This window comes from Staphylococcus equorum (genome assembly GCF_029531845.1).
Lineage (GTDB): Bacteria > Bacillota > Bacilli > Staphylococcales > Staphylococcaceae > Staphylococcus > Staphylococcus equorum_C.
On sequence record NZ_JAMBPV010000001.1, the window covers coordinates 73,479 to 95,488 of the forward strand.

The window sequence follows — 22,010 nt, forward strand, 5'->3', positions numbered from 1 at the left end:
TTGAAACCGTTTTCAAATATACCTTATAATATTTGTCCGTACATGTCAACATTTATTATTTTATGTCCGTACATGTTTCGAGCTATAAAAAAGCTCAAACCAATAGCGTGATTGATTTGAGCCTATCTTTATATTTTTTTTACTGAGTTACGTTCGATAATATATGTATCGATAAGTTGTGACGTTTGTTTTTTATCTGTATCTATCGCGTTAATCATCCATTCTGCTGCTTTTCCACCAAGTAGTTCTTGGGGGTGTGAAGTTGTAGTCAAATCCATCTCACTCAATTTACTTAGTACTGAGTTATCTTCCCCAACCACAGATAAATCACCTGGTATCTGAATGTTTCGCTTTTTCAACCTTTGAATAATCTCGTAAGCAATTTCATCGTTATAACAAACTAAACCAGTAATATTAATCTTTTTATTACAAATATGCTGGACGATCTGTTCGATGACTTGTGGCTTACTTTCAGTATCGAATGTATAAATATGTTCGCCTTTAAAAAGAATATGATTACTTTCAAAAGCATTAAAATAACCTTTCATTCTTAATTTACCTTGGTTATCGTCTATTTTTGTGATTAAAGCAATATTTTCATGTCCTTGATCTATTAAATATTTTGTTGCTAAATAGCCTGATTTCACATCATCGATTGCTATGTAAGGTAAATTCAACTCATCATACTTAGCATTAATCATTAAAATTGGAATATCTCGTTGTTTGAATAATGAATAATAGGACAAGTTCGGGTTATAAACATTACTCTTAGTCGGTTCTATAATAAGCCCCGTCACACCTTGATTCAGCATCATCTCTAAACATTTACGCTCTTCCTCATGGTTATTATTCGTACTTGCTAGTATTAAAGAATAGCCATGTTTTTTTAATACATTCTCAATGCCTCGAATAATACTCGGGAAAATGTAATCCGATAAATAAGTCACGATTACACCTATTTTTTTAGTTTCATTGTTCTGATTTGTATTTAAGTAATTGTAACTCACATATGAGCCAGAACCTTTTTTCTTTTTAATGTATCCTTCTTTGACTAATAAATCCATTGCTTGTCTGATTGTATAGCGACTTAAATTATATCTATCCTGAAATTGCTTTTCTGTAGGTAAGAGCATTCCAACTTGATAGCTTTTGTTAATTATTTTTTCTTTAATTTCGTCCGCTACAATTTGATATTTCGGCTTATTCATAATTGAAAATCTCCTAGTCTCACCAATTTGTCTTAGTATCGCATATTATAGCATACGTCATATTTATTCAATGAATCAAATTTTAAGAAAAATTGAACTTCAACGTTAAATTCATCACATAATCTTAAGCATTTACGTACTTATTTAAATGCCGTGTTTTATACTGCCTTCCCTCTTGAAAAACTACTGTTACACCATTGAAACGTCACTCACTAAAATCTTTTGACTTATGAATTAACTGTTGTTATATTAAAATTAAGAAGGAGATATGCGCTAACATATCTCCCTCACAGACCCGTTAAAATACGGTGGCTGTTTAATTAATGTCAAAATAATGTTTCAACATTTATTAGCCTAAAGTTGGAACGTTATTTTTTTTGGCTATTACAAACTAATATGAGACCGATAATTGTTAACACAACCATTAAGATTTCATAATCAGTCATTTTCTATCCTTTCTTGGAGTAGAGACCAAAACCATAGGCATCACCCCATTTTTAATGAGATTAGCCATCTTTATCCCAACTTGTCTGTAAAAATATTTTACTACATGAACTGCGTCACTCCTATCTTTTCTTCACTTTTTGAAAAATTTAACTATCCCTATATGAATCATTCTAATGAGGTCTTAAAACATTTCTGTATAAGCTTTTAAAAATATAATAAAATCTTTTGACTTATGAATTAACCGTTGTTATATTACAATTAAGAAGAAGATATGCGCTAACATATCTCCCTCACAGACCCGTTAAAAAGACGGTGGCTTTGTTGTTAAAATAACCTTAACTTGTCCAAAGTTGGAAGGTTATTTTTTGGGCTATTACAAACTAATATGAGACCGATGATTGTTAACACAACCATTAAGATTTCATAATCAGTCATTTTCTATCCTTTCTTGGAGTAGAGACCAAAACCATAAGCATCACCCCATTTTTAATGAGATTAGCCACCTTTATTCCAACTTGTCTGTAAAAATATTTTACTACATGAACTGCGCCACTCCTATCTTTTCTTCACTTTTTGAAAAATTTAGACTTCCTCGTATAAAGCGTTTTCATTTTATTAATAAGAAATTGATACATTTTGCTTTATACATGGTACGCTATAATTAATAAAAATATTACTTATTATATTAAATGAATAGATTGTATAAGGAGTGAACTTGAATGAAAAAAGTTTCTATCAAAGATGTAGCTAAAGAAGCAGATGTGTCTTTGACTACGGTCTCGCAAATTTTAAATAAAAAAAGCGACCGATTTTCAGAGGAAACAGTAAATAAAGTCATTGCTGCTAAAGAGCGGTTAGGCTACTTCCCTAATAAAAACGCGCAACAATTACGCGGTAGCAAAACAAAATTAATCGGTGTGTTATTACCTAATTTAACTAATCCATTCTTTTCCACGATGATGCAAACTATGGACGATCATAAACCAGATGATGTCGATTTATTCTTTTTAACAACAAAAAAAGATAAAATCGAAGAAGGTATTATGCATCTTGTCGAGCGAGGCATGGATGGTCTGATTATTGCGCAGATGATTAAAAACCCATCCCGTTTAAACCAATATTTATTAAATCACAATATACCCTACATTGTACTAGATCAAAGTGATGACCATGGATTTACTGATATCGTAAAAACAAATGAACGCAATGGTGGTGAACTTGCAGCCGCACATCTTATTGATTACGGCCACACTCACATATCAATCATTCAACCTTATAATCTGACAAGTAATATGAAAGCAAGAACTGAAGGCTTCATCAAATATTGCGAAGCGCATGGGACACCATCGCCTACAATTATCGAAACTGCTTTAAGTAAAGAAGGTGGATTTGCAATCCTCGATGACATTATAAAGTCCAAATCCAGTGCTATTTTTGCAACAAATGATGAGATGGCTATTGGTATTATGCGTGGTCTAGCCAATAAAGGCTTTCACGTACCAAACGATATTTCAGTAATTGGGTTTGATGATATAGACATTGCAAAATATCTTGTCCCTTCCCTCACAACAGTTGCACAACCGATTAAAGAAATAGGTGAAGCTTCATTAGCTTTAATCACTCATAAGCTGAATCAAAATGATGCAACTTTACATAACGTTGCTTTACATAATGAGTTAATTATTAGAGAAACAACACAACATTTAAAAAAATAAAACACACATAATATAAGACCTAATGATATGTAATTGATTATCTAACTCGAGTTAGCAGCTGTCAATTTTTAAATTATCTTCTAGGTCTTATATTTTTGTGTGTAAATGAAAGCGTGTACAAAAATAGAAATTGATGTTATTATGACGTAGTAAAACGTTTTACTAAATCGTTTTACCTAAAAATAATCACTACATAAATATATATAGAGGTGTCTTATGGATATTATAGCAATTTTAATTGGTCTTGGACCATTACTTGGCTGGGGCCTATTTCCTACCATCGCATCTAAGTTTGGCGGACGACCAGTTAACCAAATATTTGGAGCAACAGTAGGAACGTTGATTTTTGCATTAGGTTTCGCCTTAATTCAAGGTGTCGATTTTCCAACAGGAATGAATCTTATATTTTCATTGATCTCAGGTGTTGGTTGGGGCTTTGGACAAATCATTACTTTTAAAGCATTTGGTCTAGTCGGTTCTTCTAGAGCGATGCCAATCACAACTGCATTTCAACTTTTAGGTGCATCACTGTGGGGCGTCTTTGCGTTAGGAGATTGGCCAGGATTAACAAATAAAATTATCGGATTCACTGCTTTACTTGTTGTGCTAATTGGTGCATATATGACAGTTTGGAGTGAAAAATCAGGACAACAATATAGTAAGAAATTGAGAAATGCAGTTATTTTACTACTTATAGGTGAAATAGGTTATTGGGCCTACTCTGCAGCACCTCAAGCAACTAATATCAGTGGTATGGAAGCATTCTTACCACAAGCAATGGGTATGGTGTTTGCTGCAGTCATTTATGCATTTATGAATATGAAACAAGGCAATGCTTTCTTAGAAAAAGTCAGCTGGAAACAAATTATTTCAGGGTTGTTCTTTGCATTTGGTGCATTAACATACTTAATTTCTGCGCAGTCAGATATGAATGGTTTAGCGACCGGATTCATACTGTCACAAACATCAGTAGTATTAGCTACTTTAACAGGTATTTATTTCTTGAATCAGAGAAAAACACCGAAAGAACTTATCGTTACTATTATTGGACTTGTGATTATATTAATAGCAGCCGCAGTTACAGTATTTATTAAATAAAGTATAGAATGGGAGATTTAATTATGAAAAAAACAAAGGTTTTAAATAGTCATGTATCACATGCAATTGCAACACTGGGTCATTTTGATTTAATAACGATTAACGATGCCGGTATGCCGATTCCAAATGACGAACGTCGTATTGATTTAGCGATTACTAAAGATTTACCACGCTTTATCGATGTTTTAGAGAATGTTTTATCAGAAGTTGAAGTTCAAAAAATATTTCTTGCGGAAGAAATCAAAACGCAAAACTCTGAACAACTTAAACAAATTAAATCATTGATAGGTGACAATGTAGAAATTTCATTTATTCCTCACGAAGAAATGAAACAAAATTTAAATCATTCACTAACAAAAGCTAATATTCGTACAGGGGAAACGACACCATTTTCAAATATTGCACTTGAATCTAACGTGACATTTTAAAGAAAAAGGAGAATATACTATGACAAATAAAGTTGTAATTATTGGTTCTACCAATGTAGATAAAATTTTAAATGTAGATCGTTTTGTTAAACCGGGAGAAACGTTACATCTTCAAAATGCTCAAAAAATTTATGGTGGCGGTAAAGGGGCAAACCAAGCACTCGCAACTGCACGTTCAAATGCCCAAACAACTTTTATCTCTAAGATAGGAACTGAAGGCGACGCAGATTTCATGTTAGAAGATTTTGAACAAGCGCATATGAATACTGACTACATCATGACAACAGATACTGCTCAAACAGGTCAAGCATTCATAACAATTGATGCCAATGGACAAAATACAATATTAGTTTATGGTGGCGCAAATATGGAATTAAATGATACAGATGTAAATAAAGCAGCTGACGCAATTACAAAAGCAGATTATATTATTGCTCAACTTGAAGTGCCTGTTCCTGCGATTATCAGCGCTTTTAAAATCGCACGTGAAAACAAGGTCCCTACTATTTTAAATCCAGCTCCTGCAAGTGAATTGTCTAAAGATTTACTTACTTTAACCGACATTATTGTGCCAAACGAAACAGAAGCAGAATTATTAAGTGGTATCGCAGTTACAGATCGTGCATCAATGCACCAAAACGCCGAATACTTTTTATCTTTAGGAATGAAAGTTGTAATTATCACACTTGGTGAACAAGGTACTTATTACGCGACAGAAAATACTGCTGGTTTGATACCTTCGTTTAAAGTGAAAGCAGTTGATACAACAGCAGCTGGCGATACTTTTATCGGGGCGCTAGCAAGTCGTCTCAATATGACAGACTTTAATATTGAACAAAGTATTACTTACGCTAATAAAGCAGCTTCTCTTACAGTACAAGTTGAAGGTGCTCAAAAATCAATTCCATTAGAAAAAGATGTGTTGAAAGCTTAAAGATAGTTCATAATTATTAAACAAGGCGGTCCTCAGAATAATGAGAATCGCCTTGTTTATTTATGCGCTTATTTATATTTGTTTACGAGTGATTTAGGAAGATGACAATAATCGTCAGGGAACCTTGTTAATCTATCTTGATTTTCTCCCGCACTTTTTACGTAATTAGTCAGTAGTAATACTTCTGTTGCAATAAGATGATGATCTTCAATTGCATCTATAAATGCTTGTGCCTCTTTTAAGTGTTTAGCATCTTCGCTGTATAATCCTGTTCTATATCTCAAGCCAACATCTTGCCCTTGCTTGTTTACACTATAAGGGTCAATAATTTCAAATAGGTATCCCATTAAGTCTGTAACTGACACTTTTTCTGGATCAAATTTTGTCTTAATGACTTCTACATACCCATCGTATTCTCCATCGAGTGTATCTGTAATACCATTTGCCCTACCACCTTCTGTGTCTACTACACCAGGTAAGGTTTTAACAAAGGCTTGTACACCCCATAGACATCCGCCTGCCAAGTATACCGTTTCCATTTACATCTCTCCCTTTTCAACTAACAATTATCAATTCAGTATAGTAATAACCACATCCATTTGCAATTACTTACAGTTTAGCCTTTTCAAAGGTGTATGATTGATTTTTTGTCAAAAGGGAAAATAGTGAAGTAGTACAAAGGAGGAATTACATGCCTAAAGTTGAAGAAAGAATGTTAGAAGATATCGAGGAGAAACCTTCAAGATCACAAAGCGATTTAAGTTCTGAAAAGGAAATGCAGCAAAACGCCTTCGAAAGGTTAGGTAAAGACGTTGTAATCATCGAAACTTTAGCAATTATGAACATTATTTTTGCTATAAGTACAATTGGCTTAGTGGCTGCACTTATTTGTACAAATAAAAAGAAATAAATTTATAATAACTACTTTCAAATTTCAAGAATTATAAAATAAATACTATATACCTATGCTCTTTTCATAGTTTTCACTATTAAAGTGATTGCTTTGAGAAGAGCATATTAATTTTTCTATTTCTTCGAATGTACTTTTCATATATAATAAAAACATTGCACTAATTTAAATTAATAAATTGAATATTATCCTTTTTTTGTTATAATGCAATAAGGAGAATTTTGTTCTTTTACTCGAAAATATGAGTATATAAATTATAAATGAAGCATCATGTTGCTTCAATACAACCAACCACTTCAACCATAAATTTTATATTAATAATAATGAAAAGAATAGATTAGAGGAGAATCGAATTATGGATTATAGAGTATTATTGTATTATAAATATACAACACTTGACGACCCCGAAACTTTTGCTACGGAGCATTTAGATTTTTGTAAGGATTTAGAACTTAAGGGTCGTATTTTAGTATCTACAGAAGGTATCAATGGTACTGTTTCTGGAACAGTAGAAGCCACTGATAAATATATGGAACAGTTAAAATCAGATGAAAGATTTAAAGGGATTACTTTTAAAGTTGATGAAGCTGAAGGACATGCTTTCAAAAAAATGCATGTACGTCCAAGAGAAGAAATCGTTGCTTTAGATTTAGAAGACGACGTTGACCCAAGAGAATTAACAGGAAATTACTTATCACCACAAGAATTTAGAGAAGCTTTATTAGCTGATGATACTGTAGTCATTGATGCAAGAAATGATTACGAATACGACTTAGGTCATTTCCGTGGCTCAGTTCGCCCTGATATCACAAGATTTAGAGACCTACCTGATTGGATCAAAGAAAATAAAGAGCAATTCATGGACAAAAAAATTGTCACTTATTGTACTGGCGGTATCCGTTGTGAAAAATTCTCTGGTTACTTATTAAAAGAAGGTTTTGAGGATGTTGGCCAACTTGAAGGCGGCATTGCTACTTACGGTAAAGACCCCGAAGTAAAAGGCGAATTATGGGACGGTAAAATGTACGTCTTTGATGAACGTATTAGTGTAGAAGTTAACCAAGTTGATAAAACAGTTGTTGGTAAAGAATGGTTCGATGGTACGCCATGCGAACGTTATATCAACTGTAGCAACCCAGAATGTAACAAACAAATTCTTGTTTCTGAAGAAAATGAAGAACGTTATTTAGGTGCTTGTACACACGAATGTGCAACTCACGAAAATAATCGTTATGTAAAAAAACATGACATTAGCGAAGAAGAAAAAGCAGCACGCTTAGAAAACTTCAAAAATCTTGTAAGCCAATAATATAAAAAACTGTTATGCATAGATGCATAACAGTTTTTTATTTAACGTTTTACTCGTGTTATCAAATTTTCTACTAACCTTTCAATACTACTATTAATAACTTCTATATTTTTGTCATTTATTTTTTTGTCACCATTAAACCAAATCGGTTTCATGCCTGCATTAAGTGAGCCAGTAACATCATTTTCCCAAGAATCTCCTACATATATTGTATCCTCAGGTTTGATATTTAGCATATGATCCACTTTTAAAAAAGCAGCACTATCAGGCTTTTCACTTCCAATATCTTCAGATATAAATATATTATTTTTCAAAAACCTTATTTAATTCTAAACGCGCTATCTTAGTCGTTTGTTCTAAATTTTTCCCGTTAGTTAATATACCGATATTCACGTATTTTTTCAATTCATTAAGGTAATTGTTTAATGCTATATTAGGTTTAATATGTTCAATAATAATGGCAAAAAATGCTAAGAAATATTCATGTGCTTCTTTCGCTGTAATATTTTTCTTAAAATATTTTAAGCTTTCAATTAATCGTAGTTGCCTGAGTTCATCTAAAGTTATCTCTCCTCGACTATGTTTCAACCAAAATTTTTTATCATAATAAGTGTAAACTGCATTTTCAATTTTACTATGATAACTTTTTAACAAAATTATGAATTTTAAAGCTTGCTCTCCATAAATTTAATTGCTCTATGCGTACAAACTAAAAATATAATATGCGCAATAATCCAACATATATAGCCCATGAAGTGAAATTGAAAAACAGGATTAACTGCCATATAAATTAATAATGGATACAATGCTAAAAATGAAATCATGACACAAGTTAACGCGATATAATAATAATTTCTCCACTTTTTATAAATAAAATAGAGTGAAGCATAAAGTGAAATTGTAATACCTACATGAATTAAAAATTCCAAAATAACATTTGAAGCATTGTCATCTATTAAAAAATCTATATTCAGTAATAATGCCGTTAAGTGCATCGATTTAAATAAATCGAATAATAAAGTAGTCAAAAACAATATAATTGCTAACGTCAAAGCTACGATTAAATGTGTTAAAAGTTTTTTCATAATATCATATTATTCCCTTACATCCATTAGTTAATCAACTTTTAAAATAAATTTACTTACATATAAAAATCCCTGCCTCTATATAAGTAGAGACAGGGATTAGTTTATTCACTTAACTATATTTAATTTTAATTAGACTTTACTGCTTATATTATGCAGTAACCCATTGTGAAGCACCTTCAGATTCGTAAAGATCCATTGCTGCTTGATCTTGTACTGATTCTGGAGCTTCAGTTGGTGATTGACCTTGGTATTCTTCAGGTGCTACTGAATCCCAAGTGCTTTGTAAGAATTGGTATTTACCTGCTGCACCTGATGAAGGGTTAACAGCTTTAAGATCGCCACCTGATTCACGTTCAGCAATTCCTTTTAAGTGATCATTAACTTCTACAGATGAACCACTTGAAGCCTCACTTGAGCTAGACTCATTTGAACTTTCTGAAGATTGAGTTGAAGCTGCTTCTTGTTGTGGTTGTTGAGTTTCTTCAGTTTGTGGAGCTGATTGTTCAGTTGGTTGCTCAGCAGTTGCTTGTTGTGCTTGTTCTTGTTGTGGTTGAGCTTGTTGTTGACCACTATTAGTTGAAGCTTGTTCTGATGAACCATTTGAACCTTCACCATAGCTCCAAGTATAGTTTGTACCATCTGATTGGAAGTTGTAGTTTACGCCATCTTGAGTAAAGTTATGATTATATGAACCCTCTTGTACGGGTGCTTGATTTAATTGTTCAGAGTTTGATTGAGCTTGTTGCGCTAAGTCTGCTTTGTCGACACCTTGTTCTGAAGCGTCAGCTGAATTTCCTGCTGCTGCTCCTGTTACGCCTAATCCTACTGCTAAAGTTGATGCAATTACTGTTTTTTTCATTATTAATAATCCTCCTAAGAGATAATTTCCATTTTATAGATTTAAAATTAATTCGTAATTTCAATCACCACTAAGATGATTTACTTTCTTCAATTAATTTACAAGTCCCACTTTAACATCTATAAATAGCTTGTGGGTTACAGTGAAGTTAAAAAAACAATCGTCTTTTTACGCTCCCATTACACTAAAAACCTTAATAATTTCCAGAAAATTCAACCAAAATCCTTTCATGATAGTTCATAAATAGAATACTTGGCTTTACCTCTATGTAATCTCTATGTAATTAGTGTGACAATGATGTATCTTTACACTAATAGTATATAGTTACTTTTAACTTCATTTTTAATTTCACGTTATTTTAAATATATTATTTTTATTCCTAAATTAAATTTATGACATTGAATTTATTATTAAATGTGATAATATACTATGTTGGTTTAATTTTAATTATTTTTTATATTGTGTATTAACTATGCAAAGCATTATATCAATTTGGAGGAGTTCAATGTTTATCAATGTCCTTTATGAGGATAATCATTTACTTATGGTCGAAAAACCTATTAATATACCCGTACAGGCTGATGACTCAAAAGATGAAGATTTATTATCTATGTTAAAAGATTACATTAAAGAAAAATATAATAAACCAGGAAAGGTTTACCTTGGTTTAGTACATCGTCTTGACAGACCAGTCGGTGGTGCTATGGTTTTTGCTAAAACATCTAAAGCTGCATCTCGTTTATCAAATGAACTAAGAAAACAAAACTTTGACAGAACATATTTAGCAGTTGTTCATGGTGCACCTGCAAAAAACCAAGGTGAACTTAAAGATTATCTCTGGAAAGATCGGAATAAAAACATCGTACATGTGGTAGATTCAAGAAAAAAAGAAGCAAAGCAAGCCATCTTAGACTACAAGATGATTCATAATGCTGAAAAGAAAAGTTTAGTGGAAGTAGAATTACGAACTGGACGCTCACATCAAATTAGAGTTCAATTTGCGAATCAAAACTTACCATTATATGGAGACCAAAAATATGGACAACATATTAATAAACCTGGTCAACAAATTGCTTTATGGGCATCGCAGCTTAGCATAAAACATCCGACTAAAGATGAAATTATATCTGTAGAATCAATTCCAAGCGAAGGCATTTGGTCACGTTATTTGTAATACTTTCATTGCATTCATACTATAATTGCATTTCCTCGGAAATATTTTAATAACAAAAACAAGCACGATCTAGATTAGTATCTAAATCGTGCTTGTTTTATTTATTTCAAATTATTTATTAAATCAAAAAACCTGCCTCTATATTATAGAAGCAGGTTTTGAATACTTTATTTTAAATTATTAATTACTGTTTGAATTATGCAGTAACCCATTGTGAAGCGCCAACTTCATTGTAAAGTTTAACTGCTGCAGCATCTTGTACTGATTCAGGTGCTTCTGTTGGAGATACACCTTGGTAAGCTGCTGGAGCTACTGAATCCCAAGTGCTTTGTAGGAATTGGTATTTACCTGCTGCACCTGATGATGGGTTAACAGCGTTAAGGTCGCCACCTGATTCACGTTGAGCGATTGCTTGTAAATGAGAGTTAACATTTACTGATGAACCACTTGAAGCTTCACTTGATTCTTTTGAAGTAGATTCTTGTTGTGGTTGTTGAGTTGTTTCAGTTTTTGGTGCTTCTTGTTGAGCAGGTTCTGCAGCTTGTTCAGCTGGTGCTGATTGTTGTGCTGGCTCAGCTGATTGTTCAGCTGGTGCTTCTTGTTGAGCAGGTGCTTCAGTTGATCCTCCACCAAAGCTCCAGCTAAAGTTTGTACCATCTGATTCAAAGCTATAGTCTGTACCGTTATGATTAAAGTCTATGTCATATGAACCTTCTTGAACAGGTGCTTCATTTAATTGCTCTGGATTTGATTGAGCTAATTGTGCTAATTGTGCTTTGTCTACGTTTTGTTCTGATGCGTCAGCTGAATTTCCTGCTGCTGCCCCTGTTACGCCTAATCCTAGTGCTAAAGTTGATGCGATTACTGTTTTTTTCATTATTAATAAATCCTCCCAAAAGGTAATTTTTATTTTATTTTATGTAGTTGAATTTCAATTATTTAATTAAAAGATAATTTACTGCTTCAACTAACTCACAAATAATACTATAACATTCATAAAATGTTTGTAGGTTACAGTCAAATTAAAATATACGCATGTTCTTTACATCTAAATTACAGTGAAAAAGTTACTAATAATGGCGAAAAAGTGACGAAAAGCTTTCATGAACGTCTATAAACAGATTATTTTAAAATATAAACACGTAATATTTATGTAATTTGTTTGTCAATTGTGTACAATTCCACCTTATTTTTCGATTTGCAATTTATTGAAAATCGTAATTATAAATTTTTTAGATGATATTTCACGTCTATATCTGTATAAATCATACAAATCAATTAGATAACAAATTAAAAAAGCCATTCAAATTATGGGAATTTGAATGGCTTTTTTAGATTCTACTATTTAGATAGTGCTATTTTAATATGTGCTAAGTGATGTTCTTCGTGCCAAGATAGTTTTGCAACTTTTTTAGCTACGGTTATTTCACCACTATCTTTTAACGTAAATGTTTGTGCTAATTGATCTTCATTTAAATTGTTAGCAATCGCTACGATACGTACGTTCATACCTTCTAGCATCTTAATCGAGCTTTCGATAGGTAAGTCGTTATCCGGCAACATCACCCATTCATCTTGAATAAACGCTGGTACTGTCGGATTATTATCAGTGAGTGCTAACTTCAAACGCTGATACATATTTAATTGAGAGTCAGCAATATGATGTACAAGTTGACGCACTGTCCAACTACCTGCTCGATACTTTGCATTCAACGCTTCATCATCTAGCGAGTCTACAGTTTCTCTTAAGCGTTCAGTATAACCTTCTATTTCTTTCGCCCATTTTTGAATATCATCCAATGTTACTTTATCTGGAACTTCTAATTCTCCTATTGGAAACCTTACATCCATTTAATCACCTTATTATCATTTATTTAAATTCACGCACATTGCTCTTTATCATTATTATTCTCTGTTTCTTCATATTTAAACATTTTATAAAATACTCACAATTTTTCCAGTCATTACAATGTAGATTCTCACCATTTCTTTATATTTCTTCTTAACTAAAGGCATTTTTATGAACTTTTTAATTTTATAGTGAGCACGCTTTAGTGATTTGATAATATAAAATTGAAAAAATAAGAAAAGGAGCACTTTAAAGATGAAACAACATTCAACAAAGAAGAAAAACACCACATTTAAACCGCTTTGGTTAATCATTAGTGTGCTTGCACTTGTGATTATTATGATATTACCAACGCCAGACACCTTACCTTTCATGGCTAAAAGTGCATTAGCTATCTTAGTATTCGCTGTTATCTTGTGGGTCACTGAAGCTGTCACTTATCCTGTATCTGCAGCGATCATTGTCGGCTTAATTATTTTGCTCTTAGGATTTAGTCCAGTTGAAAACTTAACTGAGTCACTAGGTAATCCACAAGCAAGTGGTAAAGTTTTAGAAGGGAGTAGCTTATTCGGTACGACTAACGCATTGAAGCTCGCTTTTAGTGGATTCTCATCTACTGCCATTGCCCTAGTAGCTGCAGCATTGTTTTTAGCTACAGCAATGCAAATTACCAATTTACATAAACGTCTCGCACTTATCGTTCTTTCTATGGTAGGCAATAAGACAAACCGCATCGTTATCGGCACAATTATTGTTGCAATTTTTCTAGCTTTCTTTGTACCTTCAGCAACTGCACGTGCTGGCGCGGTTATTCCTATTTTGTTAGGTATGGTTACTGCTTTTGGCATTTCTAAAAATAGTAAACTCGCTGCTTTACTTGTCATCACGGCTGTCCAAGCTGTATCTATTTGGAACATAGGTATTAAGACAGCGGCCGCTCAAAATATCGTCGCTATCAATTTTATTAATGATCAATTAGGCATGGATATTTCATGGGGACAATGGTTCCTTTATGCTGGACCGTGGTCTATATTGATGTCTATTGTCCTTTATTTCATTATGCTAAAAGTAATGCCACCAGAGGTAAACGAAATATCTGGAGGCAAACAACTGATCAAAAAACAATTACATGAGATGGGCCCTGTCACTGCTAAAGAATGGCGACTCATCGCTATTTCAATTGCATTACTTTTACTTTGGTCTACAGAAAAAGTGCTGCATCCGATTGATTCATCTTCCATTATTTTATTAGCGCTAGCAATCATGTTAACCCCTAAAATTGGTATTATGACATGGAAAGAAGCTGAGTCACGTATTCCATGGGGAACGATTATTGTATTTGGTGTGGGCATCTCTCTAGGTAATGTGTTATTAAAAACAACTGCTGCGCAATGGTTAAGTGACCAAACCTTTGGTCTTATCGGCCTCGAACACTATCCGTTAGTGATTACGATTGCCTTAATTTCTTTGTTTAATATATTAATTCATTTAGGTTTTGCAAGTGCCACAAGCTTAGCATCTGCATTGATTCCAGTATTCATTTCACTTACAACGACATTAAATCTAGGAGAGCAGTCTATGGGCTTTGTACTCATACAACAATTCGTAATTAGCTTTGGCTTCTTGCTTCCTGTGAGTTCTCCACAATCCATGTTGGCATATGGTACAGAAACGTTTACCGTTAAAGACTTCTTAAAAACCGGTATTCCAATCACCGTTATTGGTTACTTGCTTATCGTATTATTTAGTTTCACTTACTGGCAATGGATAGGTTTCATTTAATCACTTTTAATTATTAAAAAAGCGAACGCACAATGATTAAAATTGAGCGTTCGCTTATATTTTTATATCTACTACAATAACTTTCTTGTCTCTAATTAAACGTTTTTCCAAAACCTACAATAATATCTTTATATTGATCTAATGAGTCGACTACGGCGTATTCACCATCACCATGCCACGCATCACCAGAAGGCCCAAATTCAATTGCCGGAACATCATATCTTGAAAAATATCTTGTATCAGCAAAACCATGTTGTCCAAAAATATTAGCTTCTTGATTGCCAGTTACAGATTTTATTTCTTTTACAAGATGTTGAATATAAGGATTATCAATTTCATTTTTCACACTCGGACCTGACATATGCACAGATATTCCATCCTCTGTAACACCTTTAATTTGTTCTAGAATGTCATCTTTATCTTGGTTAGGTAAATAACGGATATCAATTGAAAGTGTACATTGGTCTGGTACTTTGTTGTAAACCTCACCACCAGAAATTTTAGCGAGATTGATTGAGGGAGCATCAAAAATATCTGATGATTGTTTCGCAAAAGGCAAGTCAATTATTTTTTCGTATACTTCATACGCTTTTATAATGGCATTCTCACCTTCCCAGGGTCTACTACCATGTGCTGACTTGCCATTTAATTGGATATCAAATTGTAAAAGACCTTTAGATTGATAGCCAATTCCAATTTGAGTTGGTTCGGCACAAATCACAAAATCACCTAAATAGCCTTGTTCTGTTAAGTAAGCAGAACAATTATGGCCACCAATTTCTTCGTCTGTAACTAATTGAAGTTGAACACTTGTATCACCTAGATCAGCATCTTTAAGTTCAGTCATTGCAACCATAAATGACGCGACACCTGCTTTCATATCAGCAGAACCACGTCCATAAATTTTGCCATCTTTAATTTCAGGTTCAAATTGTGCTTCCTTACCACTCACTACATCAACATGTCCATTTAGAATGAGTCGTTTACTACCTTCACCTACATTACAAATAAGCATCTTATAATCATTGTTAGATATAATTTCAGGTTTGAGCCCCTGTTCTTCCAACCACTGCTTACAATAATCAATAGTTTCATTTGCAACTTCTTGATTAGAGCTATCAAAAGTAATTAATTTTTGTAATAAATCCAATGTTTTGCCCATTCAATCTACCCCCTATGCTTATTTGTGCAAAGTATAGTATATTATCTGAATATTGACAAGATTTAAAAATTTTAGTAACATTTGGTTAACTCGAAATTGAAAAGGGTTTCAAAAATATTTTTTTTAGTTTTTTCCAAGTGAATAACAATTAAGCAAAGGCGCTTATATCTCAATCAACAAAATTGAGTATATAGGCGCCTTTTTGCATATTAAGGGGAGATTATATGACGCGTAATTTAAATTATAACTGGGTAAACGGTGAAAAAGTTGAAACAGACAAAACCATCACCATCGTTAACCCAGCAAATGGAAACTCAATTGGCGAAGTACCAAGTGTAACTGAAGATATAGTACAACAAGCAATTGAAAGTGCGTCCACTGCTTTTGAAACATGGTCGAACTACACTGCTGAAACAAGACAAGGTTATTTAGAACAATGGGCAGTCAATTTATTAAATAAGCAAGAAGAACTCGCAACGATTATGAGTGAAGAACAAGGCAAACCATATGCAGAAGCTTTTGGTGAAGTAGGAGTTTGTGCTAAATTCATTCGTTGGTTTGCTGAAGAAGGCAAACGCATTTATGGTGAAGTCATTCCACCTTCATCAGAGAATCAACGCATCTCAGTTACGAAACAACCTGTAGGGGTTTGTGGTTTGATTACACCATGGAATTTCCCTGGCGCAATGGTCGCACGTAAAGTAGCACCTGCGTTAGCTGCTGGCTGTACTGTAATCGTCAAACCATCAAGTGAAACTCCCAGAATTGCAATTGCAATTTTCGAAGAATTAATAGCTACAGGCATTGATAAAGGTGTCGCAAATATTGTTACTGGTAGTTCTTCACTCATTTCAGAAAAATTATTCGAGGACAAGCGTGTTAGAAAAATGTCTTTCACAGGTTCAACACCAATTGGTAAGAAATTAATGAGTAAAGCTTCTGATCAAGTCAAACGTATCTCGCTCGAACTCGGGGGCAATGCACCAGCGATTGTGTTACCTGATGCCGATTTAGATAACGCTGCAGACGCTATCGTTGATAACAAGTTCGAAAATAGTGGTCAAATGTGTAATGGCATCAACGTTGTACTTGTACACAAAGATGTTAAAGCAGAGATGACACAGAAAATTATCGAACGTGTAAAAACAATTAAAGTCGGTCCTGGTGATCAAGAGGATACTCAAGTAGGGCCACTGATTAATCAAAAAGCAATTGATAAAGTTGAACACTTAGTCGCAGAAGCTATAAAACAAGGCGCTCAAGTTGAAACTGGTGGAGATAAAGCTGATATTTCTACATCGCCCCTCTTCTACCAACCTACTGTCATTACAGGTGTTGAGCGAACAATGGCCATTGCACAGGAAGAAATATTCGGCCCTGTTGCACCGATTATTACATTCGATGACGAAGATGAAGCGGTAGACATTGCAAATGGTTCACCTTATGGTTTAGCCGCTTACTTCTTTTCTAATAATATCAATACGGTTTATAAAATCAGTGAAAAACTAGAATTTGGAATGATTGGTGTTAACGGTACTCAATTGAGTGTGCCTCAAGCACCATTTGGCGGTATTAAAGAAAGTGGCATGGGTCGTGAAGGCAGTCATTTTGGCTTAGACGGGTTCTTAGAATTGAAATATATTTCATTATCTTTACTTAAATAAACTAATAAGGGGTTGTCATATATGAATAACAATATTAAAGGCAAAAAAGTAACTGGAGATATTACAAAGGAACAATTACTGGAATTAGTTAAATCTGACGATATCGATACGCTCATCATGGGCTTTTGTGATATGCAAGGACGTTTGATGGGAAAACGCATCACGGGCGATTTCATTTTAGAAAATGATATATCTGATGGTACACATTTCTGTAACTACTTATTAGGTACAAACTTTGAAATGGATACCAACGATAATTTTGAATTTATGAACTGGGATAAAGGTTATGGTGATTATTTAGCTGTACCTGACTTAAATACGTTAAAAGTTGTGCCTTGGTTAGAACACACTGCGATGGTCTTTTGTGATGTGTACGCCGTAGATGGCAGTGAACCAATTGCAATTGCGCCACGTAACATTCTTAAACAACAAATTGAAAAAGCAGAAGCACAAGGCTTGTCACCACATATGGCAAGTGAACTTGAATTCTACTTATTCAATAATTCATTTGAAGATATTTCAAAACAAGGATATGACAATTTAGAAGCTGCCGGCCACTTAAATGAAGATTATAACTTACTGCAAGGTAGTAAGAATGAACCGATTTATCAAGAAATCAGAAATCAAATGCACTTAATGGGCATTACTATCGAATCTTCAAAAGGTGAAGCGTATAAAGGGCAACACGAAATCAACTTAAAATACTCAGACGCCTTAGATGCTGCCGATCAACATATTATGTTCAAACATGGTATGAAAGAAATCTGTATTCAAAATGATAAATCCGTAACATTCATGGCTAAACCTTACGAAGCATGGACAGGCTCAAGTGGTCATATTCATTTAAGTATGATGGAAAAAGGCACAAAAACGAATGCTTTCTATGCTGGTGATGATGCGGAAGAACCAAAATCTGAAACGATGAAGCATTTCTTAGCAGGCATTATTAAATTCACGAGAGACTTTTCATTAATGTTTGCGCCTTACGTGAACTCTTATAAACGTTTTGCGCCTAACTCATGGGCGCCTGTAAGTATTGCATGGAGCCAAGATAATCGTTCTGCTGGCTACCGTGTTGTAGGTGAACAGAACTCATTACGCTTCGAATCACGTATTTCAGGTGCAGATATGAATCCATACTTAGCCTACTCTGCTTTAATTGGTGCGGGTTTATATGGTATCGAAAATAAAATCGAACTTACTGATGAGCTAGTTGGTAATGCTTATGAACAAGATAATATCGACCGTATTCCATCATCATTACACGAAGCAATTTTAACTTGGAAAAATAGTGATGTAGTAACAAAAGTGCTCGGTGAAGACGTCGCAAACCATTATTTAGAAGCTGCACAATCAGAACAGAATGATTTCGATTCTTTCGTAACAACTTGGGAACGTTCGCGTTACTTCGAACAAAGTTAAATATATTACTGAGGAGGAAAACGATTATGAGATTACAAAACAAAGTATGTATTATTACAGGTGCTGGTGGTGGTATGGGTAAAGTAGCTGCACAAATGTTTGCAAATGAAGGCGGTAAAATCGCGGTATTCGAAAGAGATGAACAAGCCGGCCAAGCGACTGTGAAGGCAATCAAAGATAACGGCGGAGAAGCTTCTTTTTTCAAAGTAGATATTGCCAATGAAACCAATGTTAAAGATGCGATTGCTGATACAATTGAAACCTATGAAAAAATTGATGTGCTATATAATAATGCTGGCGTCATGCCAGAAGCAGATAATTCTGTCGTCAATACAAGCGAAGACGTATGGGACTTAGTCATGAATATTAATGTTAAAGGCATTTTCTTTATGACGAAATATGTTATTCCAGAAATGGAAAAGAACAATTCTGGCTCTATCATTAATATAGCCTCATTTGTAGCTGAAATGGGTTGTTCAGTACCTCAAGATGCGTACACCGCTTCAAAAGGCGCAGTCGTCTCTCTAACAAAATCATTAGCAATTCAATTCCGCCCTAAAGGCATTCGAACAAATGCGATCAGCCCTGGTCCTATAGAAACACCTTTATTAATGGAATGGTTAGTTGCAGATGAAGAAGCAAAAAATGCAAGATTAAACAGACAGCCTACTGGAAGATTTGGCAAACCAGAAGATATTGTGAACGCCGCATTATACTTAGCATCAGATGAATCTGATTGGACAAACGGTGCAAATATGAATGTAGACGGTGGTATTACGGCAAACTACTTCTAATACACCTATATAGATAGAGATCGCACAGTAGCTATTAGATCTCTAGTTAGCTTTAAGGGAGCGAAAATACAAAATCAAAATTTAGAATTGGTTTTGTATTTTCGCTCCCCTTTACTGTGTTTTAAATGAATATCATGACGCGTTTCTTCTATTATATATAGTATTTATTTTAATAACGGGAGTGAGACATGTATTTATGTTCCAGCCTCACATAAAAACAGGGCTGTGCACAATAGCGCCAACCCTGTTTTTCAGTTTATTTATCTAAATATTCACGTTCTCCAATGATGCCTGCACGTCTATCAATCTCTTCCAATTTCCTCGCTTTCGGTATACATAGAATGTAAGCAAAGCATATTGCTATAACACCTGCACTCAATTTACCAATTAAGACGGCTGGTATGAGCGTCGGCTGGAAGTTTGCCGTATATGACAAATGGTCTCCTAATAAGAATGCACCACAGACACCGAATGCGATATTTAATACTTTATCTTTAGGTGGCATATCTCTTACTAACTTGAGCATAGCTAAAATATTAGCAATCGTAGCGATAAAACCAGCACTACCTACTTCACTGAGTCCTACCTTACTACCCACACTATGCAAACCTTTAGAGAAGTACTTACGTATTAAATAAACCATTGGGAATGCACCCGATAACATGATAGCAATATTCCCTGCGTTCTCTAATGCCCTAAAGTTATCTTCACTATCTGCCATAATTGGATCGAATCCCCAGACACCAAAAACTGTTGTGAATAGTCCTGTGAATATTTCTACTACTGAAAATACAAAGACTAATTTAATACAAGAATCTAGTATTTTACCAAAGACAATAAATATCTTAATCATAATATCTGAGAAGAAATAAAGCCCTATGGCTGTTACTACTACAAAAATAATTAATGGTAATAAGTTGATAAACACAGTGGATAAACTGATTTGAAAAACATGTGTTGCTGCGCTCGTTGTATCAATAACTGTACGTATTTTTGTATGACTGAATAAAATGATTACCGTGGAAATAAATACGCCAAAAGGAATGGCCAACAAACCTGATAGAATACCTAAAGCCATGTATTTATGATCTCGCTTATCCAACATCGGCAGACCAAGTGGAATCGTGAACACGATTGTGGCACCAGCCATGAAGCCAACAATCATTGCCATAATCCAACCTTCATAACTATCCTTTAATACATCTGCGAGTTGATAGCCCCCCATATCTGTCGCGAGTATTGATGTTGCAGCTATAGCAGGATCCGCACCAATTTTATCGAAAAGTGGTCCGAAGAATTTCTCTATAAACTGTGATATGAATGGAATAGAAGCCATAATACCTGCTGAGTTAGCAAAGATAGGTCCTATGGTATAGATACCTTCCATAAATTCCTTACCTATACCTTCATTCGCATTCCGAATTGCACCAAAAGCACCTAACACTGCACATACCATAATAATGTAAATAATCACTGTACCAATATGTTCCATGATAGTTTCCCCCATTGTTATAAGCGATAAAAAAGCAAAAAGGTGCCTATTTGATTAATTCAAATAAGCACCTTTGCTTGATTATATGCACTTGTATTGTAATTCTGTTACCCCAATTGCTTAATGATCGCTGAAGCTTCTTTTTCAATAGCTATCTGGTTATCCATACTGTTTCTCCTAAGCTTTTGATAAGCTGCTTCTTCCGTTAAATCAAGTTGTTTCATTAGTAAGCCTTTTGCCTTTTCTATACGTTTACGATGTTCAATTTGCAAATGTGTATCGCTCACTTCTTGCTTGAGTTTATCCATACTATCTGATTGCGACATTGCAATTTCAATCGCTGGCAGCAATTGTGACTCAGATATAGGTTTAACGATATAACCTACGATATTTTGTTGTTTAGCTTCTTCAACGTACTCACAATGACTATATGCTGTCAGGATAAGTATCGGAATATCATGTTTCTTGCCAATAATTTTACTAGCTTTTAAGCCATTCAACTTCGGCATTTTTATGTCCATGATAATCAAATCTGGCCGAAATTGTTCTGCGGCTTCAATTGCTTTTTCTCCATTACCCACTTCTGCGACTACATTGTAGTTTGCTTCCCCAAGCATTTCTACTATATCCATTCGGACAATCGCTTCATCTTCAACGACCATAATAGATTTCATC

At 34.2% G+C, this 22,010-nt stretch carries 22 protein-coding genes; 11 read left to right on the forward strand and 11 right to left on the reverse strand.

What is annotated here, in order from left to right; translation table 11 throughout:
* Positions 1-128: 128 nt before the first annotated feature.
* Positions 129-1,208 (reverse strand): GntR family transcriptional regulator, encoded by a 1,080-nt coding sequence (locus tag M4L39_RS00320; RefSeq protein ID WP_277580192.1) that lies wholly within the window; start codon positions 1,206-1,208, stop codon positions 129-131.
* Positions 1,209-2,374: 1,166 nt separating this feature from the next.
* On the opposite strand from M4L39_RS00320, the gene rbsR reads away from it, so the two are divergent.
* From rbsR to rbsK, 4 genes are all read left to right on the forward strand, one after another.
* A complete protein-coding gene (gene rbsR / locus M4L39_RS00325) occupies positions 2,375-3,370 on the forward strand; it encodes a ribose utilization transcriptional repressor RbsR (protein ID WP_277580193.1) in 996 nt (331 codons plus the stop codon).
* A gap of 216 nt (positions 3,371-3,586) precedes the next feature.
* Positions 3,587-4,468, forward strand: a complete 882-nt coding sequence (gene rbsU, locus M4L39_RS00330; protein ID WP_277580194.1) for a ribose/proton symporter RbsU — start codon at positions 3,587-3,589, stop codon at positions 4,466-4,468.
* A 23-nt stretch (positions 4,469-4,491) separates the two neighbouring features.
* Positions 4,492-4,896, forward strand: a complete 405-nt coding sequence (gene rbsD / locus M4L39_RS00335; RefSeq protein WP_277580195.1) for a D-ribose pyranase — start codon at positions 4,492-4,494, stop codon at positions 4,894-4,896.
* Between the two features lie 19 nt (positions 4,897-4,915).
* Positions 4,916-5,830 carry a ribokinase gene (gene rbsK, locus M4L39_RS00340; protein WP_277580196.1) on the forward strand — a complete coding sequence of 305 codons (915 nt, stop codon included), beginning with the start codon at positions 4,916-4,918 and terminating at the stop codon, positions 5,828-5,830.
* 68 nt (positions 5,831-5,898) lie between these two features.
* On the opposite strand, the gene M4L39_RS00345 is transcribed toward rbsK, so the two are convergent.
* A complete protein-coding gene (locus tag M4L39_RS00345) occupies positions 5,899-6,369 on the reverse strand; it encodes a peptide-methionine (S)-S-oxide reductase (protein WP_277580197.1) in 471 nt (156 codons plus the stop codon).
* 152 nt (positions 6,370-6,521) lie between these two features.
* On the opposite strand from M4L39_RS00345, the gene M4L39_RS00350 reads away from it, so the two are divergent.
* Both M4L39_RS00350 and M4L39_RS00355 read left to right on the forward strand, forming a co-directional pair.
* Positions 6,522-6,740 (forward strand): hypothetical protein, encoded by a 219-nt coding sequence (locus M4L39_RS00350; RefSeq protein ID WP_277580198.1) that lies wholly within the window; start codon positions 6,522-6,524, stop codon positions 6,738-6,740.
* A 355-nt stretch (positions 6,741-7,095) separates the two neighbouring features.
* On the forward strand, positions 7,096-8,049 hold the full coding sequence (locus M4L39_RS00355; protein ID WP_277580199.1) for a rhodanese-related sulfurtransferase: 954 nt from the start codon (positions 7,096-7,098) through the stop codon (positions 8,047-8,049).
* A 41-nt stretch (positions 8,050-8,090) separates the two neighbouring features.
* On the opposite strand, the gene M4L39_RS00360 is transcribed toward M4L39_RS00355, so the two are convergent.
* The 4 genes from M4L39_RS00360 to M4L39_RS00375 form a co-directional block, all read right to left on the reverse strand.
* Entirely contained in the window at positions 8,091-8,363 is a 273-nt protein-coding gene (locus M4L39_RS00360) for an HAD-IA family hydrolase (RefSeq protein WP_277580200.1), read from the reverse strand.
* A complete protein-coding gene (locus M4L39_RS00365; RefSeq protein WP_277580201.1) occupies positions 8,353-8,703 on the reverse strand; it encodes an HAD hydrolase-like protein in 351 nt (116 codons plus the stop codon). Before M4L39_RS00365 ends, M4L39_RS00360 begins: the two co-directional genes overlap by 11 nt.
* 11 nt (positions 8,704-8,714) lie before the next feature.
* Entirely contained in the window at positions 8,715-9,134 is a 420-nt protein-coding gene (locus M4L39_RS00370; RefSeq protein ID WP_277580202.1) for a hypothetical protein, read from the reverse strand.
* A gap of 151 nt (positions 9,135-9,285) precedes the next feature.
* Positions 9,286-9,996 carry a transglycosylase family protein gene (locus M4L39_RS00375; protein WP_277580203.1) on the reverse strand — a complete coding sequence of 237 codons (711 nt, stop codon included), beginning with the start codon at positions 9,994-9,996 and terminating at the stop codon, positions 9,286-9,288.
* A gap of 505 nt (positions 9,997-10,501) precedes the next feature.
* Between M4L39_RS00375 and M4L39_RS00380 the strand changes: the two genes are divergently transcribed.
* Positions 10,502-11,170, forward strand: coding sequence for an RluA family pseudouridine synthase (locus M4L39_RS00380; protein WP_277580204.1), 669 nt, complete (start codon positions 10,502-10,504; stop codon positions 11,168-11,170).
* 196 nt (positions 11,171-11,366) lie between these two features.
* On the opposite strand, the gene M4L39_RS00385 is transcribed toward M4L39_RS00380, so the two are convergent.
* Positions 11,367-12,047 (reverse strand): transglycosylase family protein, encoded by a 681-nt coding sequence (locus M4L39_RS00385; RefSeq protein WP_277580205.1) that lies wholly within the window; start codon positions 12,045-12,047, stop codon positions 11,367-11,369.
* Between the two features lie 464 nt (positions 12,048-12,511).
* Entirely contained in the window at positions 12,512-13,021 is a 510-nt protein-coding gene (locus tag M4L39_RS00390) for a YfiT family bacillithiol transferase (RefSeq protein ID WP_277580206.1), read from the reverse strand.
* Between the two features lie 253 nt (positions 13,022-13,274).
* Between M4L39_RS00390 and M4L39_RS00395 the strand changes: the two genes are divergently transcribed.
* Positions 13,275-14,801, forward strand: coding sequence for an SLC13 family permease (locus M4L39_RS00395; RefSeq protein WP_277580207.1), 1,527 nt, complete (start codon positions 13,275-13,277; stop codon positions 14,799-14,801).
* 91 nt (positions 14,802-14,892) lie between these two features.
* Here the strand turns inward: M4L39_RS00395 and M4L39_RS00400 are convergent, their stop codons facing one another.
* Positions 14,893-15,963, reverse strand: a complete 1,071-nt coding sequence (locus M4L39_RS00400) for a M20 family metallopeptidase (RefSeq protein ID WP_277580208.1) — start codon at positions 15,961-15,963, stop codon at positions 14,893-14,895.
* A gap of 224 nt (positions 15,964-16,187) precedes the next feature.
* Between M4L39_RS00400 and M4L39_RS00405 the strand changes: the two genes are divergently transcribed.
* Genes M4L39_RS00405 through M4L39_RS00415 form a run of 3 tightly spaced genes read left to right on the forward strand, consistent with a single transcriptional unit; the run spans position 16,188 to position 19,843 of the window.
* Complete coding sequence (locus M4L39_RS00405; protein WP_277580209.1) at positions 16,188-17,627, forward strand: NAD-dependent succinate-semialdehyde dehydrogenase; 1,440 nt, start codon at positions 16,188-16,190, stop codon at positions 17,625-17,627.
* Between the two features lie 21 nt (positions 17,628-17,648).
* Complete coding sequence (locus tag M4L39_RS00410; RefSeq protein ID WP_277580210.1) at positions 17,649-19,049, forward strand: glutamine synthetase family protein; 1,401 nt, start codon at positions 17,649-17,651, stop codon at positions 19,047-19,049.
* Positions 19,050-19,075: 26 nt separating this feature from the next.
* A complete protein-coding gene (locus M4L39_RS00415; RefSeq protein WP_277580211.1) occupies positions 19,076-19,843 on the forward strand; it encodes an SDR family NAD(P)-dependent oxidoreductase in 768 nt (255 codons plus the stop codon).
* 256 nt (positions 19,844-20,099) lie between these two features.
* Here M4L39_RS00415 and eutH read toward each other — a convergent pair whose 3' ends face one another.
* Positions 20,100-21,335: an ethanolamine utilization protein EutH gene (gene eutH, locus M4L39_RS00420; RefSeq protein WP_277580212.1), complete on the reverse strand. Its 1,236-nt coding sequence runs from the start codon at positions 21,333-21,335 to the stop codon at positions 20,100-20,102.
* A gap of 107 nt (positions 21,336-21,442) precedes the next feature.
* Entirely contained in the window at positions 21,443-22,009 is a 567-nt protein-coding gene (locus tag M4L39_RS00425) for an ANTAR domain-containing response regulator (protein ID WP_277580213.1), read from the reverse strand.
* Position 22,010: the final 1 nt, after the last annotated feature.